This window comes from Bradyrhizobium sp. CCGUVB4N (assembly GCF_024199945.1).
Lineage (GTDB): Bacteria > Pseudomonadota > Alphaproteobacteria > Rhizobiales > Xanthobacteraceae > Bradyrhizobium.
Map to the genome: position 1 here is coordinate 2257521 of NZ_JANADP010000001.1, position 17299 is coordinate 2274819.

Annotated in this window: 18 protein-coding genes; 11 read left to right on the forward strand and 7 right to left on the reverse strand. The window is 65.2% G+C overall.

From position 1 onward, the window contains the following. Positions 1-17 precede the first annotated feature (17 nt). Positions 18-1283 carry an MFS transporter gene (locus NLM31_RS10150; RefSeq protein ID WP_254192144.1) on the forward strand — a complete coding sequence of 422 codons (1266 nt, stop codon included), beginning with the start codon at positions 18-20 and terminating at the stop codon, positions 1281-1283. After that, a complete protein-coding gene (gene lspA / locus NLM31_RS10155; protein ID WP_254192145.1) occupies positions 1273-1773 on the forward strand; it encodes a signal peptidase II in 501 nt (166 codons plus the stop codon). Before NLM31_RS10150 ends, lspA begins: the two co-directional genes overlap by 11 nt. Here the strand turns inward: lspA and NLM31_RS10160 are convergent. Then, entirely contained in the window at positions 1770-2177 is a 408-nt protein-coding gene (locus NLM31_RS10160; protein WP_254192146.1) for a DUF4864 domain-containing protein, read from the reverse strand. The two genes, lspA and NLM31_RS10160, sit on opposite strands and share 4 nt — an antisense overlap. Before the next feature lie 65 nt (positions 2178-2242). Further along, positions 2243-2881: a TetR/AcrR family transcriptional regulator gene (locus NLM31_RS10165; RefSeq protein WP_254135285.1), complete on the reverse strand. Its 639-nt coding sequence runs from the start codon at positions 2879-2881 to the stop codon at positions 2243-2245. Positions 2882-3123: 242 nt separating this feature from the next. On the opposite strand from NLM31_RS10165, the gene NLM31_RS10170 reads away from it, so the two are divergent. Genes NLM31_RS10170 through NLM31_RS10180 form a run of 3 tightly spaced genes read left to right on the forward strand, consistent with a single transcriptional unit; the run spans position 3124 to position 6924 of the window. Further along, complete coding sequence (locus NLM31_RS10170) at positions 3124-3621, forward strand: (2Fe-2S)-binding protein (protein WP_254129027.1); 498 nt, start codon at positions 3124-3126, stop codon at positions 3619-3621. After that, positions 3618-4670: a xanthine dehydrogenase family protein subunit M gene (locus tag NLM31_RS10175; RefSeq protein WP_254129028.1), complete on the forward strand. Its 1053-nt coding sequence runs from the start codon at positions 3618-3620 to the stop codon at positions 4668-4670. The genes NLM31_RS10170 and NLM31_RS10175 overlap by 4 nt, the downstream gene beginning before the upstream one ends. Then, the gene (locus NLM31_RS10180) at positions 4663-6924 is read left to right on the forward strand and encodes a xanthine dehydrogenase family protein molybdopterin-binding subunit (RefSeq protein WP_254129029.1); all 2262 of its coding nucleotides are present in this window, start codon (positions 4663-4665) and stop codon (positions 6922-6924) included. The genes NLM31_RS10175 and NLM31_RS10180 overlap by 8 nt, the downstream gene beginning before the upstream one ends. A gap of 46 nt (positions 6925-6970) precedes the next feature. Here the strand turns inward: NLM31_RS10180 and NLM31_RS10185 are convergent, their stop codons facing one another. Next, positions 6971-7123 (reverse strand): hypothetical protein, encoded by a 153-nt coding sequence (locus NLM31_RS10185; RefSeq protein ID WP_254129030.1) that lies wholly within the window; start codon positions 7121-7123, stop codon positions 6971-6973. A 146-nt stretch (positions 7124-7269) separates the two neighbouring features. Continuing rightward, entirely contained in the window at positions 7270-7818 is a 549-nt protein-coding gene (locus tag NLM31_RS10190) for a cupin domain-containing protein (RefSeq protein ID WP_254129031.1), read from the reverse strand. Positions 7819-7966: 148 nt separating this feature from the next. On the opposite strand from NLM31_RS10190, the gene NLM31_RS10195 reads away from it, so the two are divergent. Together NLM31_RS10195 and NLM31_RS10200 are read left to right on the forward strand one after the other, a co-directional pair. Beyond that, complete coding sequence (locus NLM31_RS10195) at positions 7967-9295, forward strand: aspartate aminotransferase family protein (protein ID WP_254129032.1); 1329 nt, start codon at positions 7967-7969, stop codon at positions 9293-9295. Positions 9296-9365: 70 nt separating this feature from the next. Further along, positions 9366-10631 (forward strand): D-amino acid dehydrogenase, encoded by a 1266-nt coding sequence (locus tag NLM31_RS10200; protein WP_254129033.1) that lies wholly within the window; start codon positions 9366-9368, stop codon positions 10629-10631. A 169-nt stretch (positions 10632-10800) separates the two neighbouring features. Here NLM31_RS10200 and NLM31_RS10205 read toward each other — a convergent pair whose 3' ends face one another. Next, the gene (locus NLM31_RS10205) at positions 10801-11442 is read right to left on the reverse strand and encodes a helix-turn-helix domain-containing protein (protein WP_254129034.1); all 642 of its coding nucleotides are present in this window, start codon (positions 11440-11442) and stop codon (positions 10801-10803) included. A gap of 179 nt (positions 11443-11621) precedes the next feature. Between NLM31_RS10205 and NLM31_RS10210 the strand changes: the two genes are divergently transcribed. From NLM31_RS10210 to NLM31_RS10225, 4 genes are read left to right on the forward strand one after another with little or no spacing between them, the layout of a single operon-like run. Next, a complete protein-coding gene (locus NLM31_RS10210; protein ID WP_254129035.1) occupies positions 11622-12380 on the forward strand; it encodes an ABC transporter substrate-binding protein in 759 nt (252 codons plus the stop codon). Between the two features lie 24 nt (positions 12381-12404). Continuing rightward, positions 12405-13058, forward strand: coding sequence for an amino acid ABC transporter permease (locus NLM31_RS10215; RefSeq protein WP_254129036.1), 654 nt, complete (start codon positions 12405-12407; stop codon positions 13056-13058). Continuing rightward, entirely contained in the window at positions 13055-13786 is a 732-nt protein-coding gene (locus tag NLM31_RS10220) for an amino acid ABC transporter ATP-binding protein (protein ID WP_254129037.1), read from the forward strand. Before NLM31_RS10215 ends, NLM31_RS10220 begins: the two co-directional genes overlap by 4 nt. Before the next feature lie 13 nt (positions 13787-13799). Then, positions 13800-15083, forward strand: coding sequence for an FAD-binding oxidoreductase (locus tag NLM31_RS10225; protein WP_254192147.1), 1284 nt, complete (start codon positions 13800-13802; stop codon positions 15081-15083). 54 nt (positions 15084-15137) lie between these two features. Here the strand turns inward: NLM31_RS10225 and NLM31_RS10230 are convergent, their stop codons facing one another. Both NLM31_RS10230 and NLM31_RS10235 read right to left on the reverse strand, forming a co-directional pair. Beyond that, positions 15138-15359, reverse strand: coding sequence for a hypothetical protein (locus NLM31_RS10230; protein ID WP_254192148.1), 222 nt, complete (start codon positions 15357-15359; stop codon positions 15138-15140). A gap of 196 nt (positions 15360-15555) precedes the next feature. Next, positions 15556-17145, reverse strand: a complete 1590-nt coding sequence (locus NLM31_RS10235; protein ID WP_254192149.1) for a gamma-glutamyltransferase family protein — start codon at positions 17143-17145, stop codon at positions 15556-15558. Between the last annotated feature and the right edge of the window lie 154 nt (positions 17146-17299).

The following is a 17299-nucleotide window of genomic DNA, read 5'->3' on the forward strand; positions in this document are numbered from 1 at the left end:
CGAGGCGATCCGCGAACATGGTCCGCGCCGTGCACGCACCAAATCACCCCGGACAGAAATCGGCCTCATTCACCCCTGACTCGCGTCAGGCCTGGGTGCGGCTGTTGCTCGCACTGGTGATGGGCTCGATCGGCGGCGTCGGCATGTGGGCGGTCGTCGTGGTCATTCCGGTGGTGCAGGCCGAGTTCGCCGCCACGCGCGGCGCCGTGTCGCTGGCCTTCACGCTGATGATGTTCGGCTTCGGGCTCGGCGGCGTGATCGCGGGCAAGATCACCGACAAGTTCGGCATCGTGCCGGCCATGGCGATCAGCATCGCCTTTCTCGGCGTGGCCAATACGCTCGCAGGACTGTCGACCCAGCTCTGGCAATTCGTCGCCGCCTATTTCCTGATCGGGCTCGGAACGTCCGCGACCTTTGCGCCGCTGATGGCGGAGGCCTCGCACTGGTTCGAGCGCTATCGCGGCCTCGCCGTGACCATTGTCGCGAGTGGCAATTACGTCGCCGGCACGATCTGGCCGCCGCTCGTCAACACCGGCATTGAGAGGATCGGCTGGCGCTACACCCATATCGGCATCGGTCTCGTCTGCGTGGTGTTGATGTCGATCCTGGTTCTGGTTCTGCGCGCGCAGATGGGCGATGACAAGGTCCGCAATCACGCCAATGCGGCGCCGCCCCGTGTCGATCTCAGGCTCTCGACCAACACGCTGACGGTGCTGCTCTCGATCGCCAGCATTTCCTGCTGCGTCGCCATGGCGATGCCGCAGGTGCATATCGTCGCCTATTGCGGCGATCTCGGTTATGGCGTGGCGCGCGGTGCGGAAATGCTGTCGCTGATGATGGCCTGCGGCATCGTCAGCCGGATCGGCTCGGGCTATCTCGCGGACAGGATCGGCGGCATCCCGACGCTGCTGATCGGGGCATTGGCGCAGGGCTTCGCGCTGGTGTTCTACCTGTTCTTCGACAGCCTCGCCTCGCTCTATCTGATCTCCGCGATGTTCGGCCTGTTCCAGGGCGGTATCGTGCCGAGCTACGCCATCATCGTGCGCGAGGCGATGCCGGCCAGCGAAGCCGCAACCCGCGTCGGCATCGTGATCTTCGCCTCGGTGTTCGGCATGTCCTTCGGAGGCTGGGTGTCCGGCATCATTTTCGACGCCACAGGCTCCTACGCGGCCGCGTTCGCCAACGGCGTGGCGTGGAATGCCCTCAATGTCGGCATCGTGCTGATGCTGTTGATCCGGGCGCGGATGAGTTCGGTCAAGTCGGGTCCGGGTTTTGCGACTTAGGACGACGCCACATGTCGGCGTCCGCTGGATCTGGCTGGTCCTTGTTGTCGTGCTGCTGGATCAGGGTACGAAGCAGCTTGCCGTCGGCTTGCTGGAGCCCGATCGTCCGATGATCATCTTCTCGTTCACGGCATTGCCATCCGTCGACCTTGTGCTGTCCTACAACAAAGGCATCTCGTTCAGCTTCCTGCGGTTTGCCGACGATGCGCAGCGCTGGCCGCTGGTTGGCCTCTCGCTTCTGGCCTGCGGACTATTGGCCTGGTGGCTCCGCCGCGTGGCATCTGGCCAGCCGATCCTGGCAACCGGACTTGCCCTGGTCATCGGCGGCGCGCTTGGCAATATGCTGGACCGCGCGCGGATCGGTTCGGTGATCGACTTCGTTCACCTCTCCTACCACGCCTGGTCGTTCGCCATTTTCAACGTCGCCGACACCGCAATCACCCTGGGCGCCGTCGCGACCGTGGTGTCCTTATGGCTGGAGGCGGCTTAGACCGCCTGTCCTGCCTTCAATAGCGAGCAGCCGGTGATCTTGTAGCTTCCGTCCGGCTGCTGCTCGAGCGTGTAGAGCGCTTCCCAGGCTTCACCATTGGCGTCGATGATGTGAACGCGCTGGGCAATTGAGCTGCCCTCGATCTTGCTCTCGCCGAACTCAAAACTCTTGTGACGATAGACCGGCGCGTAACCCTTCTGCACCATGGACATGAAGATGTCGGGCGCGGGGAAGATTTCCCGGATCGCCGGCGCGGCCTGGGAATAGGCCGCAGCCGCATCGTCTCGCGCAAAAGCTTGTTCCTGAGCCCGGATCACGCCTTGCGACGTCGCGACATCGTCGGCGCGCGCAGAGAAGGAGCTGCAAGCAAGACTGAGAACGACCAGCAAGGCGGCAATGCGCATGGCAGGCTCCGCGTTGACATCCCGGCGATGCTGATCCTAGCACGGCCTTGGCAAATACGGACGCGCTATCGCTTCGGTTTCAACGCCGTCTTCGCGCGCTTGGTGGCGCGCGCCTTGGCTTTTGCGACGGGCTGCACGCGAAGACCGTCGACGAACACGTCGAGCGTCCGCAGCACCGAGGATTGCCAGCCGGGCTGGTCGTGCATGTAGCACATGCCGATCAGGGCCCTGAACAGGTCTTCCGGACTGATATCGGCGCGCATCTGGCCAGCCGCGACGGCGCGATCGAGCAGCGAGCCGACCGCCCTGGTCAGACGGTCCATCGAGAACGCCGCGAGTTCAGACGAGCTCTGGAACGTCAGCGCCAGCGCGGCCGACATTCCCTTTTTCGTGGCGACGAATTCGACGGTAGAGCCGAGCCAGCGCCTGAGCGCATCGACCGGGTCCTTGGCGTTCTTCAACTGCTCGGCAAGCTCGCTGAGCTGTTCGACCTCGCGCCGGTACACCGCTTCGAACAGATCCTCGCGCGTCGGGAAATGCCGATACAGCGTGCCGATGCCGACGCCCGCGCGTTTGGCCACGGCCTCCAGGCTTGCCTCGGGGCCGCCGGCGTTGAACACGAGCTTGGCCGCTTCGAGCACGCGCTCGCGATTGCGCACGGCGTCGGCGCGGGGCTTGCGGGTCTGGTCGGTGTGGTCGTCCATGCCGGCAATGTAGATCACGAATTGGTTAGATTGAACCCTTGCAGGGCTGCATCGCGTTGTCTGCCCACGGGCTTTTGACGAATTCCAAATATTTTCCGACGGCCCTTGTTAAGCGGAGGGTGCCTCCGTATCTTCGCTGGGTGCCGGTGCGGACTTCGGGTCCGGGCGGCGCGATATCGACGGCGGCCACGGCGGTGGCGCGCCGAGCGATGAGCCATGTCCATATCTGATCGGAGCCTTATATGAACCACTCCATCAGCCTCACCGTGAACGGCACGCGGCGCGATTTCGTCCTCGACGATCCGCGCGTTACGCTGCTCGATCTCCTGCGTGAGCGCCTCCATTTGACCGGAACCAAGAAGGGATGCGATCGCGGCCAGTGCGGTGCCTGCACCATTCTCGTCGACGGCAAGCGCATCAATTCCTGCCTCGCACTCGCCATCAGCCATGACGGCGCCGACATCCTCACCATCGAGGGCGTCGCGCGTGGCGACCAGCTTCATCCGGTCCAGGCCGCGTTCATCGCCCATGACGGATTCCAGTGCGGCTTCTGCACGCCCGGCCAGATCATGAGCGCAATCGGCCTGATGCAGGAAGCCCAGGCCGGCAACGATCCCGAACGCATCCGCGAATGCATGAGCGGCAATCTCTGCCGCTGCGGTGCTTACGCCGGCATCGTTGATGCCGTGCTCGAGGCGCAGGCCGGTGCCGACGAATCCAGCCAGAGGCGCTCAGCATGAAACAGTTCGATTACATCAGGCCCGCCACGGTCGCAGAGGCCGTCGCCGCCGCAGCCCAGCCGGGCGCGACCTATCTCGCTGCCGGCACCAATCTGCTCGACCTGATGAAGGGCAACGTCAGCCGACCCGATCGTTTGGTCGACGTCACGCATCTCGACGGTCTCGATCAAATCGAGACTCTCGCCGACGGGTCGTTGCGGATCGGCGCGCTCGTCAGCAATGCCGATCTCGCGCATGATGCGGAGTTCGCAAAATCCTATCCGGCCGTCGCGGAAGCGCTTCTCTCTGGCGCCTCCGCGCAACTGCGCAACGCCGCGACCGTGGGCGGCAATCTGCTGCAGCGGACCCGTTGCGCCTATTTCTACGACACCGCCAGCCGCTGCAACAGGCGCGAGGCCGGCAGCGGCTGCGACGCCCGCGACGGCGAGAACCGGACGCACGCCGTGCTCGGCTGGAGCGAGAGCTGCATCGCCACGCATCCGTCCGACTTCTGCGTACCGCTTGTGGCGCTCGGCGCCATCGTCGAGATCGAGGGCAGAAACGGCCGTCGCGAGATCGCACTCGACGAATTGCATCGCCTGCCCGGCGATACGCCTGAGCGCGAGTCCGTGCTCGAGCCCGGCGATCTCATCGTTGCGGTGCGCCTGCCGCCCGCAGCGCGTGGTTTCGCCGCGCATGCGCGTTATCTCAAGGTGCGCGAGCGCACCTCCTACGCATTCGCCATCGTCTCGGCTGCGGCGGCGCTGCGGATCGAGAACGGCAAGATCGCGGAAGCGCGACTTGCGCTCGGCGGCGTCGCCGCAAAGCCCTGGCGTGCCCGCGCCGCGGAAGACGTCCTCAAGGGCGTCGCGCCAACGGCGGATGCCTTCCAGGAAGCCGCCTGGCGCGCGCTCGCCGACGCAAAGCCGTCCGGCGACAACGGCTACAAGATCGAGCTGGCGCGCCGCATCGTCGTGCGCGCGCTGACCCTCGCCGCTGCCGGTACGCCTGCGCGCATCCCCGCGCTGCCGGCATCCCCCTTTGCTTCGTCTGGAGCCATTCATGCCTGAGCTCAATCTCACCAGCGCTCCCGCCCATCTCCGTCACGGCTCGAGCATCGGCCAACCCCTGACCCGCCGCGACGGCGTGCTCAAGGTCAAGGGACAGGCGACTTACGCGGCCGACAATCATCCGCCCGGCATGCTGTTTGCGGTGATGGCCGTGTCCAGCATCGCGCATGGCCGCGTGACCTCGCTCGATGTCGCGGCCGCCAAGCGTCATCCCGGCGTCGTCGACGTCATGACGGCGGACCACAAGCCGCAGCTCGCGATCGATCCGGAGATCAAGACCAATCCGTTCGTGTTCCGGATGGAGGTGCTGCAGAGCAACGAGGTTCGTTACGCCAACCAGCCCATCGCCGTCGTGATCGCCGAGACGCTCGAGGCGGCGACCGAGGGCGCGGTGCTGCTGGCGCCGCGTTATGAAGCGCTGCCCGCGCTCGTCGGGCTTGATGCTGGTGAAAGCTACGTGCCGCCCGTCGTTGGTGTCGGCAACCCAACCGAAAATCACCATGGCGATGTCGCGGCAGGGCTTGCATCAGCGGACAAGCAGATCGACTCGATTTATGAGACGCCCGCGCAATATCACAACGCGATGGAGCCGCACGCGATCGTGGCTCACTGGAACGGCGACAGTCTTCAGATCGACATGCCGACCCAGGGATTGATGTTGTCCCTGGCGCGTGTTGCCGAGCTATTCGGCATTCCCCATGACAAGATCCACATCCGCAGCCCGTTCCTCGGCGGCGGCTTCGGCTCGAAGGGGCTGATGGCGGGGCCTCCGGTCCTCGGCATCATGGCGGCAAAGCTGGTCGGCAAGCCGGTCAAGCTCGTGCTGCGCCGCGAGCAGATGTATGGCCCGGTCGGCCATCGCGCGCCGACGCGTCAGCGCCTGCGCATCGGTGCCGACGCTGAGGGGCGCCTGACCGCGCTCGATCACCACGCCCGCACCGTGTCGAGCACGTTCGACGATTTCTACGAACCGGCGGCTGACGCCTCGCATACGCTCTATGCGGCGCCTGCGATCCGCACCTCGCATGACGCCGTGCGCGTCAACACCGGCACGCCATTGTTCATGCGTGCCCCGGGCGAAGCAACGGGATCGATTGCACTGGAAAGCGCGATCGACGAGATGGCCTGGGCTTGCGGTATGGATCCGCTGGCCTTCCGCCTGAAGAACTATGCCGAGGTCGAGCCGATCACCGGCAAACCGTTTTCCTCGAAAGCGCTGCGTGCCTGTTACGATCAGGGCGCGGCGCGTTTCGGCTGGGCGAAGCGCGCGCTCCAGCCGCGACAGATGCGCGATGATGCCGGACTTCTGGTCGGCTGGGGGATGGGCACCGCGACGTTCCCCGCGCTGATGTTCCAGGCCGAAGCGCGCGCGGCGATCCGCCGTGACGGCACGGGGGCGATGGAGATCGGAGCGCACGATATGGGGCAGGGCGCCTGGACGGCACTTGCCCAGATCGCGGCCGACGCCGTCGGGCTCGATATCGATCGCGTCACGTTCAAGGCTGGCACGTCCGACCTGCCGGACGCCGGCATCGCCGGCGGCTCGGCGCACACGGCGACCGCGGGCGCTGCGATCCACAGCGCGGGCGCGGCCGTCATCGCCAAGCTCGCCGACCTCGCCACCAATGACGAGCGCTCGCCGTTGTTCGGCGCCGGCAATGCCGGCGTCATCGCGCGCGATGGCCGGTTGATCCGGCGCGACGACGAGAGCCGCGGCGAGGGCTACACCGAGATCCTCGCGCGGGCAGGCGTCGCCGAAATCGAGGCCCGCGGCACCGGTGCGCCGAATCCGGCAGCGATGGAAGAGTATGCGATGCATGCCCATGGTGCGGTGTTTGCCGAGGTGAAGGTCGACCCCGAGCTCGGCCAGATCCGCGTCACCCGCATGGTCGGCGCCTTCGCCGCGGGACGCATCGTCAACCCGCATCTGGTGAAGAGCCAGCTGTTCGGCGGCATGATCTGGGGCATGTCCTTTGCGCTGCACGAAGAGGCCATCACCGACCGCCGCAGTGGCCGGATCATGAATGCCAATCTCGGCGAGTACCACATTCCGGTGAATGCCGACGTGCCGCCGCTCGACGTGATTACGGTCGAGGAGCACGATCCGCACGTCAACGCGCTCGGCATCAAGGGCGTCGGCGAGATCGGCATCACCGGCAGCGCCGGCGCGGTCGCCAATGCCGTCTGGCACGCGACCGGCGTGCGGGTGCGCCGCTTTCCGATCAGGATCGAGGAACTGCTGGTGCAGGGCTGAAGCAAGCAAAAGGCGGGACGAGATCATCTCGTTCCGCCGCGTATCGCTAATGCAGCTTCTTGCGGAGTGCCCTAAGCGCTTCGCGCTGCGTCTCGATGTAGTCGGCAATGGCCCTGCGCAGCTCCTCCGAGTGGAGCTTGTCGGCGTCGCGCTGCACTTCGTCGAGCGCGGCCTCTGCATTGGCGAGCGTGATCTTCATCTGCGAGCCTGGTTATGAAGCGGCGCCGGAATGTCTCTCGGCTACGGCTCGCAACATATAGAGGACGGACGCGCGGAAATTGAGATGCATCAAGCTCCGTAAGACACCGGGGCACTCCGTAGGATCCCGGATAACACTGGTGCGCTCTAAAACGTCGGCGGCGTGCAAGCCGAGATCACTTCGCAAGCCTTGCCGCCGACGCAGCGAAAGCGATGCGGACGGCGGCTCTCGAAATAATAGGCATCGCCCGGATTGAGAATGCGGCGCTCGTCCTCGACGGTGACTTCGAGCTTTCCCGAAATCACGATGCCGCCTTCCTCGCCGTCATGAACGAGATGCACGCGCCCGGTGTCGCTGCCGGGCTCGTAGCGCTCTTTCAGGATCTGCAGGCTGCGGCCGAACAGATTGTCGCCGATCTGGCGATAAGAGATCGGCTTCTTGCCGACCTCGGTCAGCTCCTCCGAGCGATAAAAGATCTTGCGCCGCGTCTCTGGCTCCAGGGCGAAGAACTCGGCAAGCCCCATCGGGATCCCGTCGAGGATGCGCTTGAGCGCGCCCACCGACGGGTTCATCTGGTTGGATTCGATCAGCGAAATCGTCGAATTGGTGACGCCGGCGCGCTTGGCGAGTTCGCGCTGCGACAGCTTCTGGCGCGCCCGGATGAATCGCAGCCGTCCACCGATGTCGACGCTCATGCCCAAATCCCTGTTGCAGGTGTTGCGGATCGCGCAAATATGGACCGGCAGGCCTAGTGAAATCAATGGCTTGCAGATCGTCAGAAAAGGACTTGTTGCGCTTTGGAAGCCGTGCCTCTGCTATCCCGTCAGCAAAGGAGCGTGGCCCGTGACCCTTCATCAGATTCCGAACACTATCAAGACCGACTCGTTCTGGATGCCGTTCACGGCCAACCGTCAGTTCAAGAAGGCCCCGCGGCTGTTCTCCTCGGCCGAGGGCATGCACTACACCACCGTCGACGGCCGCAAGGTGATCGATGGCTCCGCCGGCCTCTGGTGCGTCAATGCCGGCCACGGCCGCAAGCAGATCGCCGCCGCCGTCGAGCGGCAGCTGATGACGCTGGATTTCGCACCGACCTTCCAGATGGGTCATCCGCTGGCATTCGATTTCGCCGAGCGCCTTGCCGAGATCGCGCCCAAGGGCCTCGATCGCATCTTCTTCACCAACTCCGGCTCTGAATCGGTCGACACCGCGCTGAAGATCGCGCTCGCCTATCATCGCGCCAACGGCCAGTCGAGCCGCACCCGCCTGATCGGCCGCGAGCGCGGTTATCATGGCGTCGGCTTCGGCGGCACCTCGGTCGGCGGCATGGTCGCCAACCGTCGCGCCTTCGCCACGCTGCTGCCGGGCGTCGATCACATCCGCCATACCCACGATCTCTCCCGCAACGCCTTCGCCAAGGACCAGCCCGAACACGGCGCCGAGCTCGCCGACGATCTCGAGCGTCTGGTGGCCTTGCATGGTGCCGAGACCATCGCCGCCGTCATCGTCGAGCCGGTGCCGGGCTCGACCGCGGTGCTGCCGCCGCCGAAGGGCTATCTGCAGCGCCTGCGCGGGATCTGCGACAAGCACGGCATCCTCCTGATCTTCGACGAGGTCATCACCGGTTTCGGCCGTCTCGGCACGCCGTTCGCCGCCAATTTCTTCGGCGTCACGCCGGACCTGATGACGACGGCCAAGGGCATCACCAACGGCACCATTCCCTGCGGCGCCGTGTTTGCGAGCCGCAAGGTTCATGATGGCATGATGGTCGGGCCGGAGAATGCGATGGAGCTGTTCCACGGCTACACTTATTCCGCGCATCCGACCGCCTGCGCCGCGGGTATCGCGACGCTCGACATCTACAAGGATGAGGGGCTGCTCACGCGCGGTGCGACGATGGCCGAATACTGGCGCGATGCGCTGCACTCGCTCAAGGGTCTGCCCAACGTCGTCGACATCCGCAATTGCGGCCTGATGGGCGCGGTCGAGCTCGCGCCGCGTGACGGCGTCGTCGGCGCGCGCGGCTACGACGTCATGGTCGACTGCTTCAACACCGGCCTCTATCTGCGCATGAGCGGCGACAGCTTTGCGATGTCGCCTCCGCTCATTGTCGAGAAGAGCCACATCGACCAGATGGTCTCGATCCTCGGTGACGCCATCAAGAAGGTGGCCTGATAATTGCTCTCGCCGTTGCAGGGTTCTATCTTGCAGCGGCGCGCGTGATGCCGCGGGAGTTTGACCAAGCGTGAAAGTTCTGATCCTCGGCAGCGGTGTCATCGGTGTCACCTCTGCCTACTACCTCGCCCGTGCCGGCCACGAAGTGACGGTCGTCGATCGTCAGCCCGAACCGGCGCTGGAGACCTCCTTTGCCAATGCCGGCGAAGTGTCGCCCGGCTACTCCTCGCCATGGGCCGGCCCCGGCGTGCCGGTGAAGGCGGTCAAATGGCTGCTGATGAAACACGGCCCGCTGGTGATCCGGCCGAAGCTCGACCCCGTGATGTGGGTCTGGCTGCTCAAGATGCTGCGCAACTGCACCAGCGCGCGCTATGCGGTCAACAAGAGCCGGATGATTCCGATCGCGGAATACAGCCGCGACTGCCTGCGCGATCTGCGCCGCGATATCGGCATTCAATATGACGAGCGCTCGCAGGGCACGCTGCAGCTGTTCCGCTACCAGGCGCAGCTCGACGGCACCGGCGAAGACGTCGCGGTGCTCAAGCAGTACGGCGTGCCTTATGAGACGCTGAGCCGCGAGGGCTGCATCGCGGTCGAGCCGGCGCTTGCGGGCGTGAAGGAAAAATTCGTCGGCGGGCTTCGGTTGCCGCAGGACGAGACCGGCGACTGCCACCTGTTCACGCAGGCGCTTGCCAAGCATGCCCAGGCGCTGGGCGTGCGCTTCATGTTCAATACCGGCATCGATCGTATCGTCACCGATGGCACGCGCATCAGTGGCGTCGCGACCAGCGCGGGTCTGTTGCAGGCGGACGCTTACGTCCTCGCGCTCGGAAGCTATTCGTCCCGGATGGCGGCGCCGCTCGGCATCTCGCTGCCGGTCTACCCGGTGAAGGGATATTCGATCACGGTGCCGATCAAGGAGGCATCCGGCGCGCCGGAATCGACCGTGATGGACGAGAGCTACAAGGTCGCGATCACGCGCCTCGGCAATCGCATCCGCGTCGGCGGCACCGCCGAGATCTCGGGCTTCTCGACCAAGCTCTACGAAGCCCGCCGTGCCACGCTCGATCACTCCCTGACCGATCTGTTCCCGCGCGGCGGCGATCTCTCCAAGGCGACGTTCTGGAGCGGCCTGCGCCCGATGACACCGGACGGCCCACCTGTGATCGGCCCGACGCAATACGCCAACCTCCACCTCAACACCGGCCACGGCACGCTCGGCTGGACCATGTCCTGCGGTTCGGGGCGCGTGCTCGCGGATATGCTGTCGGGCAAGAAGCCGGATGTGGATGTGAGTGCGCTGACGGTGGATCGGTACGCGCACAGGTTTGGCTAGGCGTCCTCCTGCGAATCTATCCATCACCGCCACCGTGAGGTGGCCGCTCCTTCAGCGGCCCTCGAAGGGCGACGGCCCAGCTCTATCGGGGCCGTGCATCCTTCGAGGCTCGCTTTGCTCGCACCTCAGGATGACGGGGTTTGGGGGGCGCTCGCTGCGTGAAAGGAAGCTACCCAGCCCCCGTCACGCAATTCACCCACAGCACCACGGCCTTCGCATCCTGCGCCGGATTGGAAAACCGGTGCGGCCTGCGGCTCGCGAACCGAAAGCTGTCGCCGGTCTTCAGCGACCAGGTCTCGCTGTCCACCGTCAGCATCATCTCGCCTTCGAGCACGAGGCCGGCCTCTTCGCCGTCATGGGTGTAGAGCTCGTCGCCGGTCGAGCCGCCGGGCTCCAGATGCACCAGAAACAGGTTCAGCTTGTTGTCGGCATTCGCGGGGCTCAGCAATTGTTTGGACACGCCGGTGCGCCACAGTTTCAGCTCGGGCCGCTGCGATCCGCGCGTAACGACCTGATCGGACGCGCCGTCGGCGCTCGGGCTGGCGCCGAACAGTGCGGCGATGCCGACGCCGAGCACGTCGGCGAGCGTAGCAAGCACGCGTAGTGATGGCGACGAAAGGCCGCGTTCGATCTGGCTGAGGAAGCCGATCGACAGGTCCGTGCGCGCCGCGACCGTTTCGAGCGAGAATTGCCTGACGCGTCGGAGATCCCTGATGCGACGGCCGACCGCGACGTCCATTGCCGGCTCCGCCGGCTTCGCGGTAGCCTTCTTGACCTTCCTGGCCGGCTTTGCGGCGGCCGGTTTGCGCATTCTTTTGCCACCGCTCACGTCAAACCGCTTCCTTCATGTGCATGAAAACCGCTTGCGTCGTCCGCGAAAGTGTGACCAAATTTTCATATTGGTGAAAATAGGCCGAAACGGCTCGGTCCGCAACGTCTGCGATCACGACGTGCGAGCGCCGCCACCGGCCGGACCCAAAGGGGGATGCGATGAAGCGTTTTGGTCTGGCCGCGGTCGCGGCACTCGCGATTGCAGCGGTGACGCCGGCATCGGCGCAGCAGGTGCTGAAGGTCGGCTCGACGCCGACCGGCATCCCCTTCACCTTCCTCGACACCAAGACCAACAGCATTCAGGGCATCATGGTCGATCTCGTCACCGAAATCGGCAAGGATGCCGGCTTCAACGTGCAGATCGAGCCGATGCAGTTCTCGGCACTGATCCCGTCGCTGACCTCGAGCAAGATCGACATCATCGCAGCTGCGATGTTCATCACGGCGCCGCGCAAGGAGGTCGTCGATTTCTCCGACCCGATTTACACCTACGGCGAAGGCCTGGTGGTGCCGAAGACCGACACCAAGGCCTACGCCACGCAGGACGATCTGAAGGGTGAGACGGTCGGCGCGCAAGTAGGCACCGCCTTCGTCGACGCGCTGAAGAAGACCGGCCTGTTCGCCGACGTCAAGGCCTACGACACCATCCCCGACATCCTGCGCGACGTGAACACCGGCCGCCTCAAGGCCGGCTACGCCGACTATCCGATCCTCGCCTACAACATCAAACAGGGCGGCTTCCCCGAGGTGCGGCTTGTCGACGGCTACAAGCCCGTCACTGTCGGCTCCGTCGGCATCGGCGTGCGCAAGGGCGAGGCCGCGCTGCTCGGCAAGATCAACGCCTCGCTGGCGAAGCTCAAGGCCAACGGCACCATCGACAAGATCCTCGACAAATGGGGCCTGAAGGCACAGGGCTGATAGAGGCTGATCGCAGGCTTTCCGATGAAAGGCTTCTGGCACGACGCCGTCGAGTTCTTCCCGATCCTGATGAGCGGCGTCGCACTGACGATCGTCGTCACCATCGGCTCGCTGCTGCTCTCGACGGTGCTCGGCCTGATCTGGGCGATGATGCGGGTCTCCGGCATCAAGGCACTGTCGATGCTCAGCGCCAGCCTGATCAACGTGATCCGCGGCATCCCGATCATCGTGCTGCTGTTCTATCTCTACTTCGTGATGCCCGATCTCGGCGTCACGCTCAGTGCACTGCAGGCCGCGATCCTCGGGCTCGGCATCGCCTATTCGGCCTATCAGGCCGAAAACTTCCGCGCCGGCATCGAGGCCATCGACAAGGGCCAGATCGAGGCGGCGCAGTCGATCGGCATGGGCTGGTGGCTCACCATGCGCCGCGTGGTGCTGCCGCAAGCGGTTCGCATCGTGCTGCCGCCCTACGGCAACGTCATGATCATGATGCTGAAGGATTCGTCGCAGGCGTCCACCATCACGGTCGCCGAGCTTGCGCTTCAGGGCAAGCTGATCGCGTCCTCGACCTTCAAGAACACCAACGTGTTCACGCTGGTGGCGCTGATGTATCTCACCATGAGCATTCCGTTGATCCTGCTGGTCCGGCACTTCGAGAAGCGGGCGGGCAAGCGATGATCGAGCTGAACGACGTCCACAAGAGCTTTGGCAAGGTCGAAGTGCTCAAGGGCATCACGGCTTCCGTGCAGAAGGGCGAGGTGGTCTGCATCATTGGCCCGTCGGGCTCCGGTAAGTCGACCATCCTGCGCTGCATCAATGGGCTCGAAAGCTACGACCGCGGCGAGATCAGTATTGAGGGTCTGAAAGTCGACCGCGATGCGCCCTCGATCGTGAACATCCGCACGCAGGTTTCGATGGTGTTTCAGCGCTTCAATCTGTTCCCGCATCGCACGGCGCTCGAAAACGTCATCGAAGGGCCGCTGTTCGTGAAGAAGGAACCGCGGGCCCAGTCGTTCGAGCGCGGCCGCGCGCTGCTCGCGCGCGTCGGACTTGCCGAGAAGGCCGATGTGCATCCACCGCAGCTCTCCGGCGGTCAGCAGCAGCGCGTCGCGATTGCCCGTGCGCTCGCGATGCAGCCCAAGGCGATCTTGTTCGACGAGCCGACCTCGGCGCTCGATCCGGAACTCGTCGGCGACGTGCTCGGCGTGATGCGCAAGCTCGCCGATGAGGGCATGACCATGGTTGTCGTCACCCATGAGATGGGCTTTGCCCGCGACGTTGCCGACCGCGTGCTGTTCATCGATGGCGGCGTCATCGTCGAGCAGGGGCCTGCCAAGGCGTTGCTCAACCAACCCCAGCATCCGCGCACGCAGGATTTTTTGCGCCGCGTGCTGCATCCGCTCTGACCGGACTCTTGCAATGACGCGCCTGCCTCTGCCGCCCTCGCTCTATGCCGACACCGCCGTTGCGCCGGTGGCCACGCCGCCGCTCGATGCGGACAAGACCGTCTCCGTCGCGATCGTCGGCGGCGGCTATACGGGGCTTTCCACGGCGCTGCATCTGGCGGAGCAAGGCGTCGAGGCGCTGGTGCTGGAGGCGCAGGAACCGGGCTGGGGCGCGTCGGGCAACAATGGCGGCCACACCAATCCCGGCCTGAAGCACGATCCCGATCAGATCGAGGCCGATTTCGGCGCTGAGCTCGGCCGCCGCATGATCGAGTTCTCCTATGGCACGACGAACTTCACGCATGATTTGATCCGCCGTTACCAGATCCCGTGCGAGGCGCGGCAGAACGGCACGCTGCGCGTGGCCTATAACGAGGCCAGCGCCGCTGCGATCGAAAAGACCGCGCAGCAATGCATCCGCCGCGGCATGCCGGTGTCGTATCTGAACCGCGAGCAGCTGCGCGAAATGACCGGCACGGATCGCTACATCGGCGCCATGCTGGATAGCCGCGGTGGCGACCTGCATCCGCTCAGCTACGCCCGCGGCCTTGCGCGGGCCGCGATCTCGGCGGGGGCCAAAGTCTATGGCGAGACGCCGGCGCTGTCGCTCCGGCGCGACGGCAGAAGCTGGCGCATCGAGACGCCGCGCGCGGTGGTGCATGCCGACAAGGTGCTGCTTGCAACCAACGGCTTTACGGACGATCTCTGGCCGGCGCTCCGTCGCACCATCGTGCCGGTGTTTTCATCGATCGCCGCCACTGCGCCGCTCTCGGACGACGTCGCGCGCGCGATCATGCCGACGCGGCCCGTCCTCTACGAGAGCGGCCATATCACGGTCTACTACCGCATCGATCAGAACAACCGCCTGCTGATGGGCGGCCGCGGGCCGATGCGCTGGATCAACTCGCCGAACGACGTCGCCTATCTCATCCGCTACGCCGAGCGGTTGTGGCCGCAGCTCAAGGGCGTGGCCTGGACCCATGGCTGGAACAGCCGGCTCGCGATCACCAAGGACCACTATCCGCATGTGCATGAGCCCGCGGAGGACATCCTGATCTCGCTCGGTTGCAACGGTCGCGGCGTGGCGCTCTCGACCGCGATGGGTGCGCAGCTCGCGCGCCGTCTGATCGGTGGTGCCAAGGCCGAGATCGACATGCCCGTCACCGGCATCAAGCCGATCGCGATGCATGCGTTCTGGCCGGTCGGCGTGACGACCGCGGTGATCACCGGCCGCGTGCGCGACCGGCTCGGCATATGAAGAAGGCGCCGCTCGACGAGAGAGCGACGCCTTGCATGATCTACAGATTGAATGTCAGCAGCGACCCTGCTTCCACAGGCCGGGCGGGCACCCGTGACCGCGCCAGCCGACCTTGCGGCCATGCGACCATCCGGGCGGCGTGCCGTGATGATGATGGCCCATTCCGTGACCATGACCACCGTGTCCGTGTCCATGTCCGCCCCGGGCCAGTGCGGGACTGATGAGTGTGAGGCCGGCTGCGACGATCAGCGATGCCGCCAGCGCAAGTTTCTTCATAAAGGTCCTCCATCGGGATGATGCGCACTTGTCCGTTCAACAAACTGACCGCGCGCGGCTAAGTTCCCGGAGAATGTGGAGGAGTCGTGACGCTCGCGGAGATGCACGGGTATGCGTTAACTCAACGCATGCTAGCGCCGTCGCGCGTCTGTCGTTGCGTCGCTGTCGCCAGCTCGCATCGCTGGCTGATGGCGGCTCAGTCCTCCGCCACCGCGTCGGCCCAGGGCTGGAAGATGTCGACCGCGCCGGAATTGACATCGCCGGCGCGCATCACCACGCTTGGGCAGGCGAACTTCTGCGGCAGAGCCTGCACCTGCGTTTCCTCGTAGTTGAAGCGCGCGGCCAGCGTCTGGCGTACGTCCGCAGGCAGCCGAGCGTCGCCGATCACGATCGCGCCTTCGCTGGCGTCGATGCGTGGCTGGTGAATGGCGGCATCGAGATCCATGCCAAAGTCCATCGCAAAGGAGACGAGTTGCATCACCGACGGCAGGATGCGGCGGCCGCCGGAGGCGCCGACTGCGAGGCGCTTGCCGTCCCTGGTTTCGGCAATGACGGGCGTGTAGTTACAGAGACAGCGTTTGCCGGGTGCGAGCGAGTTCGTCGTGCCGGGGGTCGGATCGAACCACATGATGCCGTTGTTCATGGCGATGCCGGTGTGCGGCGTCACGTATTTCGAGCCAAAGGACGAGAGTAGCGTCTGCGTCACTGCTGCGATATTGCCGTGGCGGTCGACCACGGAGAAATGCGTGGTGCAGGCGGGCGCGAGGTATTCGGCGCCGAGCGAGCGCTTGCCGGCGGCATCGCCCATGTCCTTGAGCCGTTCGCGGAACGCCGCCTGAAGAGCGAGCGCATATTCGGCATAGGCGGCTGAATCCGGCGCGCTCGCCGGCTTCAGGCCTTGCTGCAACAATCGCAACGCATGGGCCATCGTCGGGCCGGCCGTGAGCTCTGGCGTCGCATACACCTTGCCGTCGCGATAGGGGATTGCCAACGGCTCGCGCAGGTGCGCGCGGAACGCGGCGAGATCCTCCACCGACAGCGAACCGCCGTCCGCCCTGATATCGGATGCGATGCTCTTGGCGAGATCGCCCTGGTAGAAATCGCGGGGTCCGGCGTCGGCGAGATGCGACAGCGTCGCCTTGAGCGTGTCCTGCGGAAGCCGGATCTGGGACTTGATGCCCCATGGTGGGCTCGGGGGCAGGCCGTCCTTCAGGAATGCTGCTGCACTCGCCGGATAGCGCCGGAGATCGGCGGCCGACGCGGTGATCGTCAGCGCGGTCCACCAATCGACCAGCAGGCCTTCGCCGGCAAGCGCGGCAGCCGGCGTGACAAGATCCTTCCACGGCATTCTGGCGTAGCGCCGATGAGCCTCCTCCATGCCGGCGACGACGCCGGGCACGGCGATCGAACCGGGGCCGTGGATGTTGCGGTCGTCCTTCACCCGCGGCCAGGGAAACAGATCGGAGGCAGCGCCTTCCCCGCTGAGTGGATAGTCGGCGGTACGCAGGCTCTGCGGCGCACACATGCCGTAGTCGATCACCTCAGTGCGATTTTCCTTGGCGCGGTAGAGCACCATCGCGCCGCCGCCACCGATGCCGCTGTTCCAGGGCTCCAGAACGTTCAGCGCAAAGGTCGTCGCCACGATCGCGTCGACGCAATCGCCGCCCGCAGCCAGCACCTGCGCGCCCACCTCGGCCGCGCGCCGCGATTGCGAGGCGACGATGCCGCCCTTGGAGGTGACGGCGGGCTTGCGGACGGTTTGGTTGAGGCTGAACTGATGAGGCATGATGTCGGTGAACTCTGTCTTCGGTTGTCTTCTGGATTCAGTGTCTTCTGGATTCAGTGTCTTGGCTTCGTTGCGCCGACGTCGGAGCTCCGCAATTGGCGGAGCGCGCGAAGAATGGCACATTGCCGGCAACGAGAACATCGAAAGGGAGATG

Coding starts and splice junctions, on each gene's coding strand:
- NLM31_RS10185 (WP_254129030.1), bottom strand. CDS start 7,123: ATGAAGATCACGCTCGCCAATGCAGAGGCCGCGCTCGACGAAGTGCAG.
- NLM31_RS10150 (WP_254192144.1), top strand. CDS start 18: ATGGTCCGCGCCGTGCACGCACCAAATCACCCCGGACAGAAATCGGCC.
- NLM31_RS10210 (WP_254129035.1), top strand. CDS start 11,622: ATGAAGCGTTTTGGTCTGGCCGCGGTCGCGGCACTCGCGATTGCAGCG.
- NLM31_RS10220 (WP_254129037.1), top strand. CDS start 13,055: ATGATCGAGCTGAACGACGTCCACAAGAGCTTTGGCAAGGTCGAAGTG.
- NLM31_RS10225 (WP_254192147.1), top strand. CDS start 13,800: ATGACGCGCCTGCCTCTGCCGCCCTCGCTCTATGCCGACACCGCCGTT.
- NLM31_RS10175 (WP_254129028.1), top strand. CDS start 3,618: ATGAAACAGTTCGATTACATCAGGCCCGCCACGGTCGCAGAGGCCGTC.
- NLM31_RS10235 (WP_254192149.1), bottom strand. CDS start 17,145: ATGCCTCATCAGTTCAGCCTCAACCAAACCGTCCGCAAGCCCGCCGTC.
- NLM31_RS10160 (WP_254192146.1), bottom strand. CDS start 2,177: ATGCGCATTGCCGCCTTGCTGGTCGTTCTCAGTCTTGCTTGCAGCTCC.
- NLM31_RS10190 (WP_254129031.1), bottom strand. CDS start 7,818: ATGAGCGTCGACATCGGTGGACGGCTGCGATTCATCCGGGCGCGCCAG.
- NLM31_RS10215 (WP_254129036.1), top strand. CDS start 12,405: ATGAAAGGCTTCTGGCACGACGCCGTCGAGTTCTTCCCGATCCTGATG.
- NLM31_RS10170 (WP_254129027.1), top strand. CDS start 3,124: ATGAACCACTCCATCAGCCTCACCGTGAACGGCACGCGGCGCGATTTC.
- NLM31_RS10230 (WP_254192148.1), bottom strand. CDS start 15,359: ATGAAGAAACTTGCGCTGGCGGCATCGCTGATCGTCGCAGCCGGCCTC.
- NLM31_RS10165 (WP_254135285.1), bottom strand. CDS start 2,881: ATGGACGACCACACCGACCAGACCCGCAAGCCCCGCGCCGACGCCGTG.
- NLM31_RS10180 (WP_254129029.1), top strand. CDS start 4,663: ATGCCTGAGCTCAATCTCACCAGCGCTCCCGCCCATCTCCGTCACGGC.
- NLM31_RS10205 (WP_254129034.1), bottom strand. CDS start 11,442: ATGCGCAAACCGGCCGCCGCAAAGCCGGCCAGGAAGGTCAAGAAGGCT.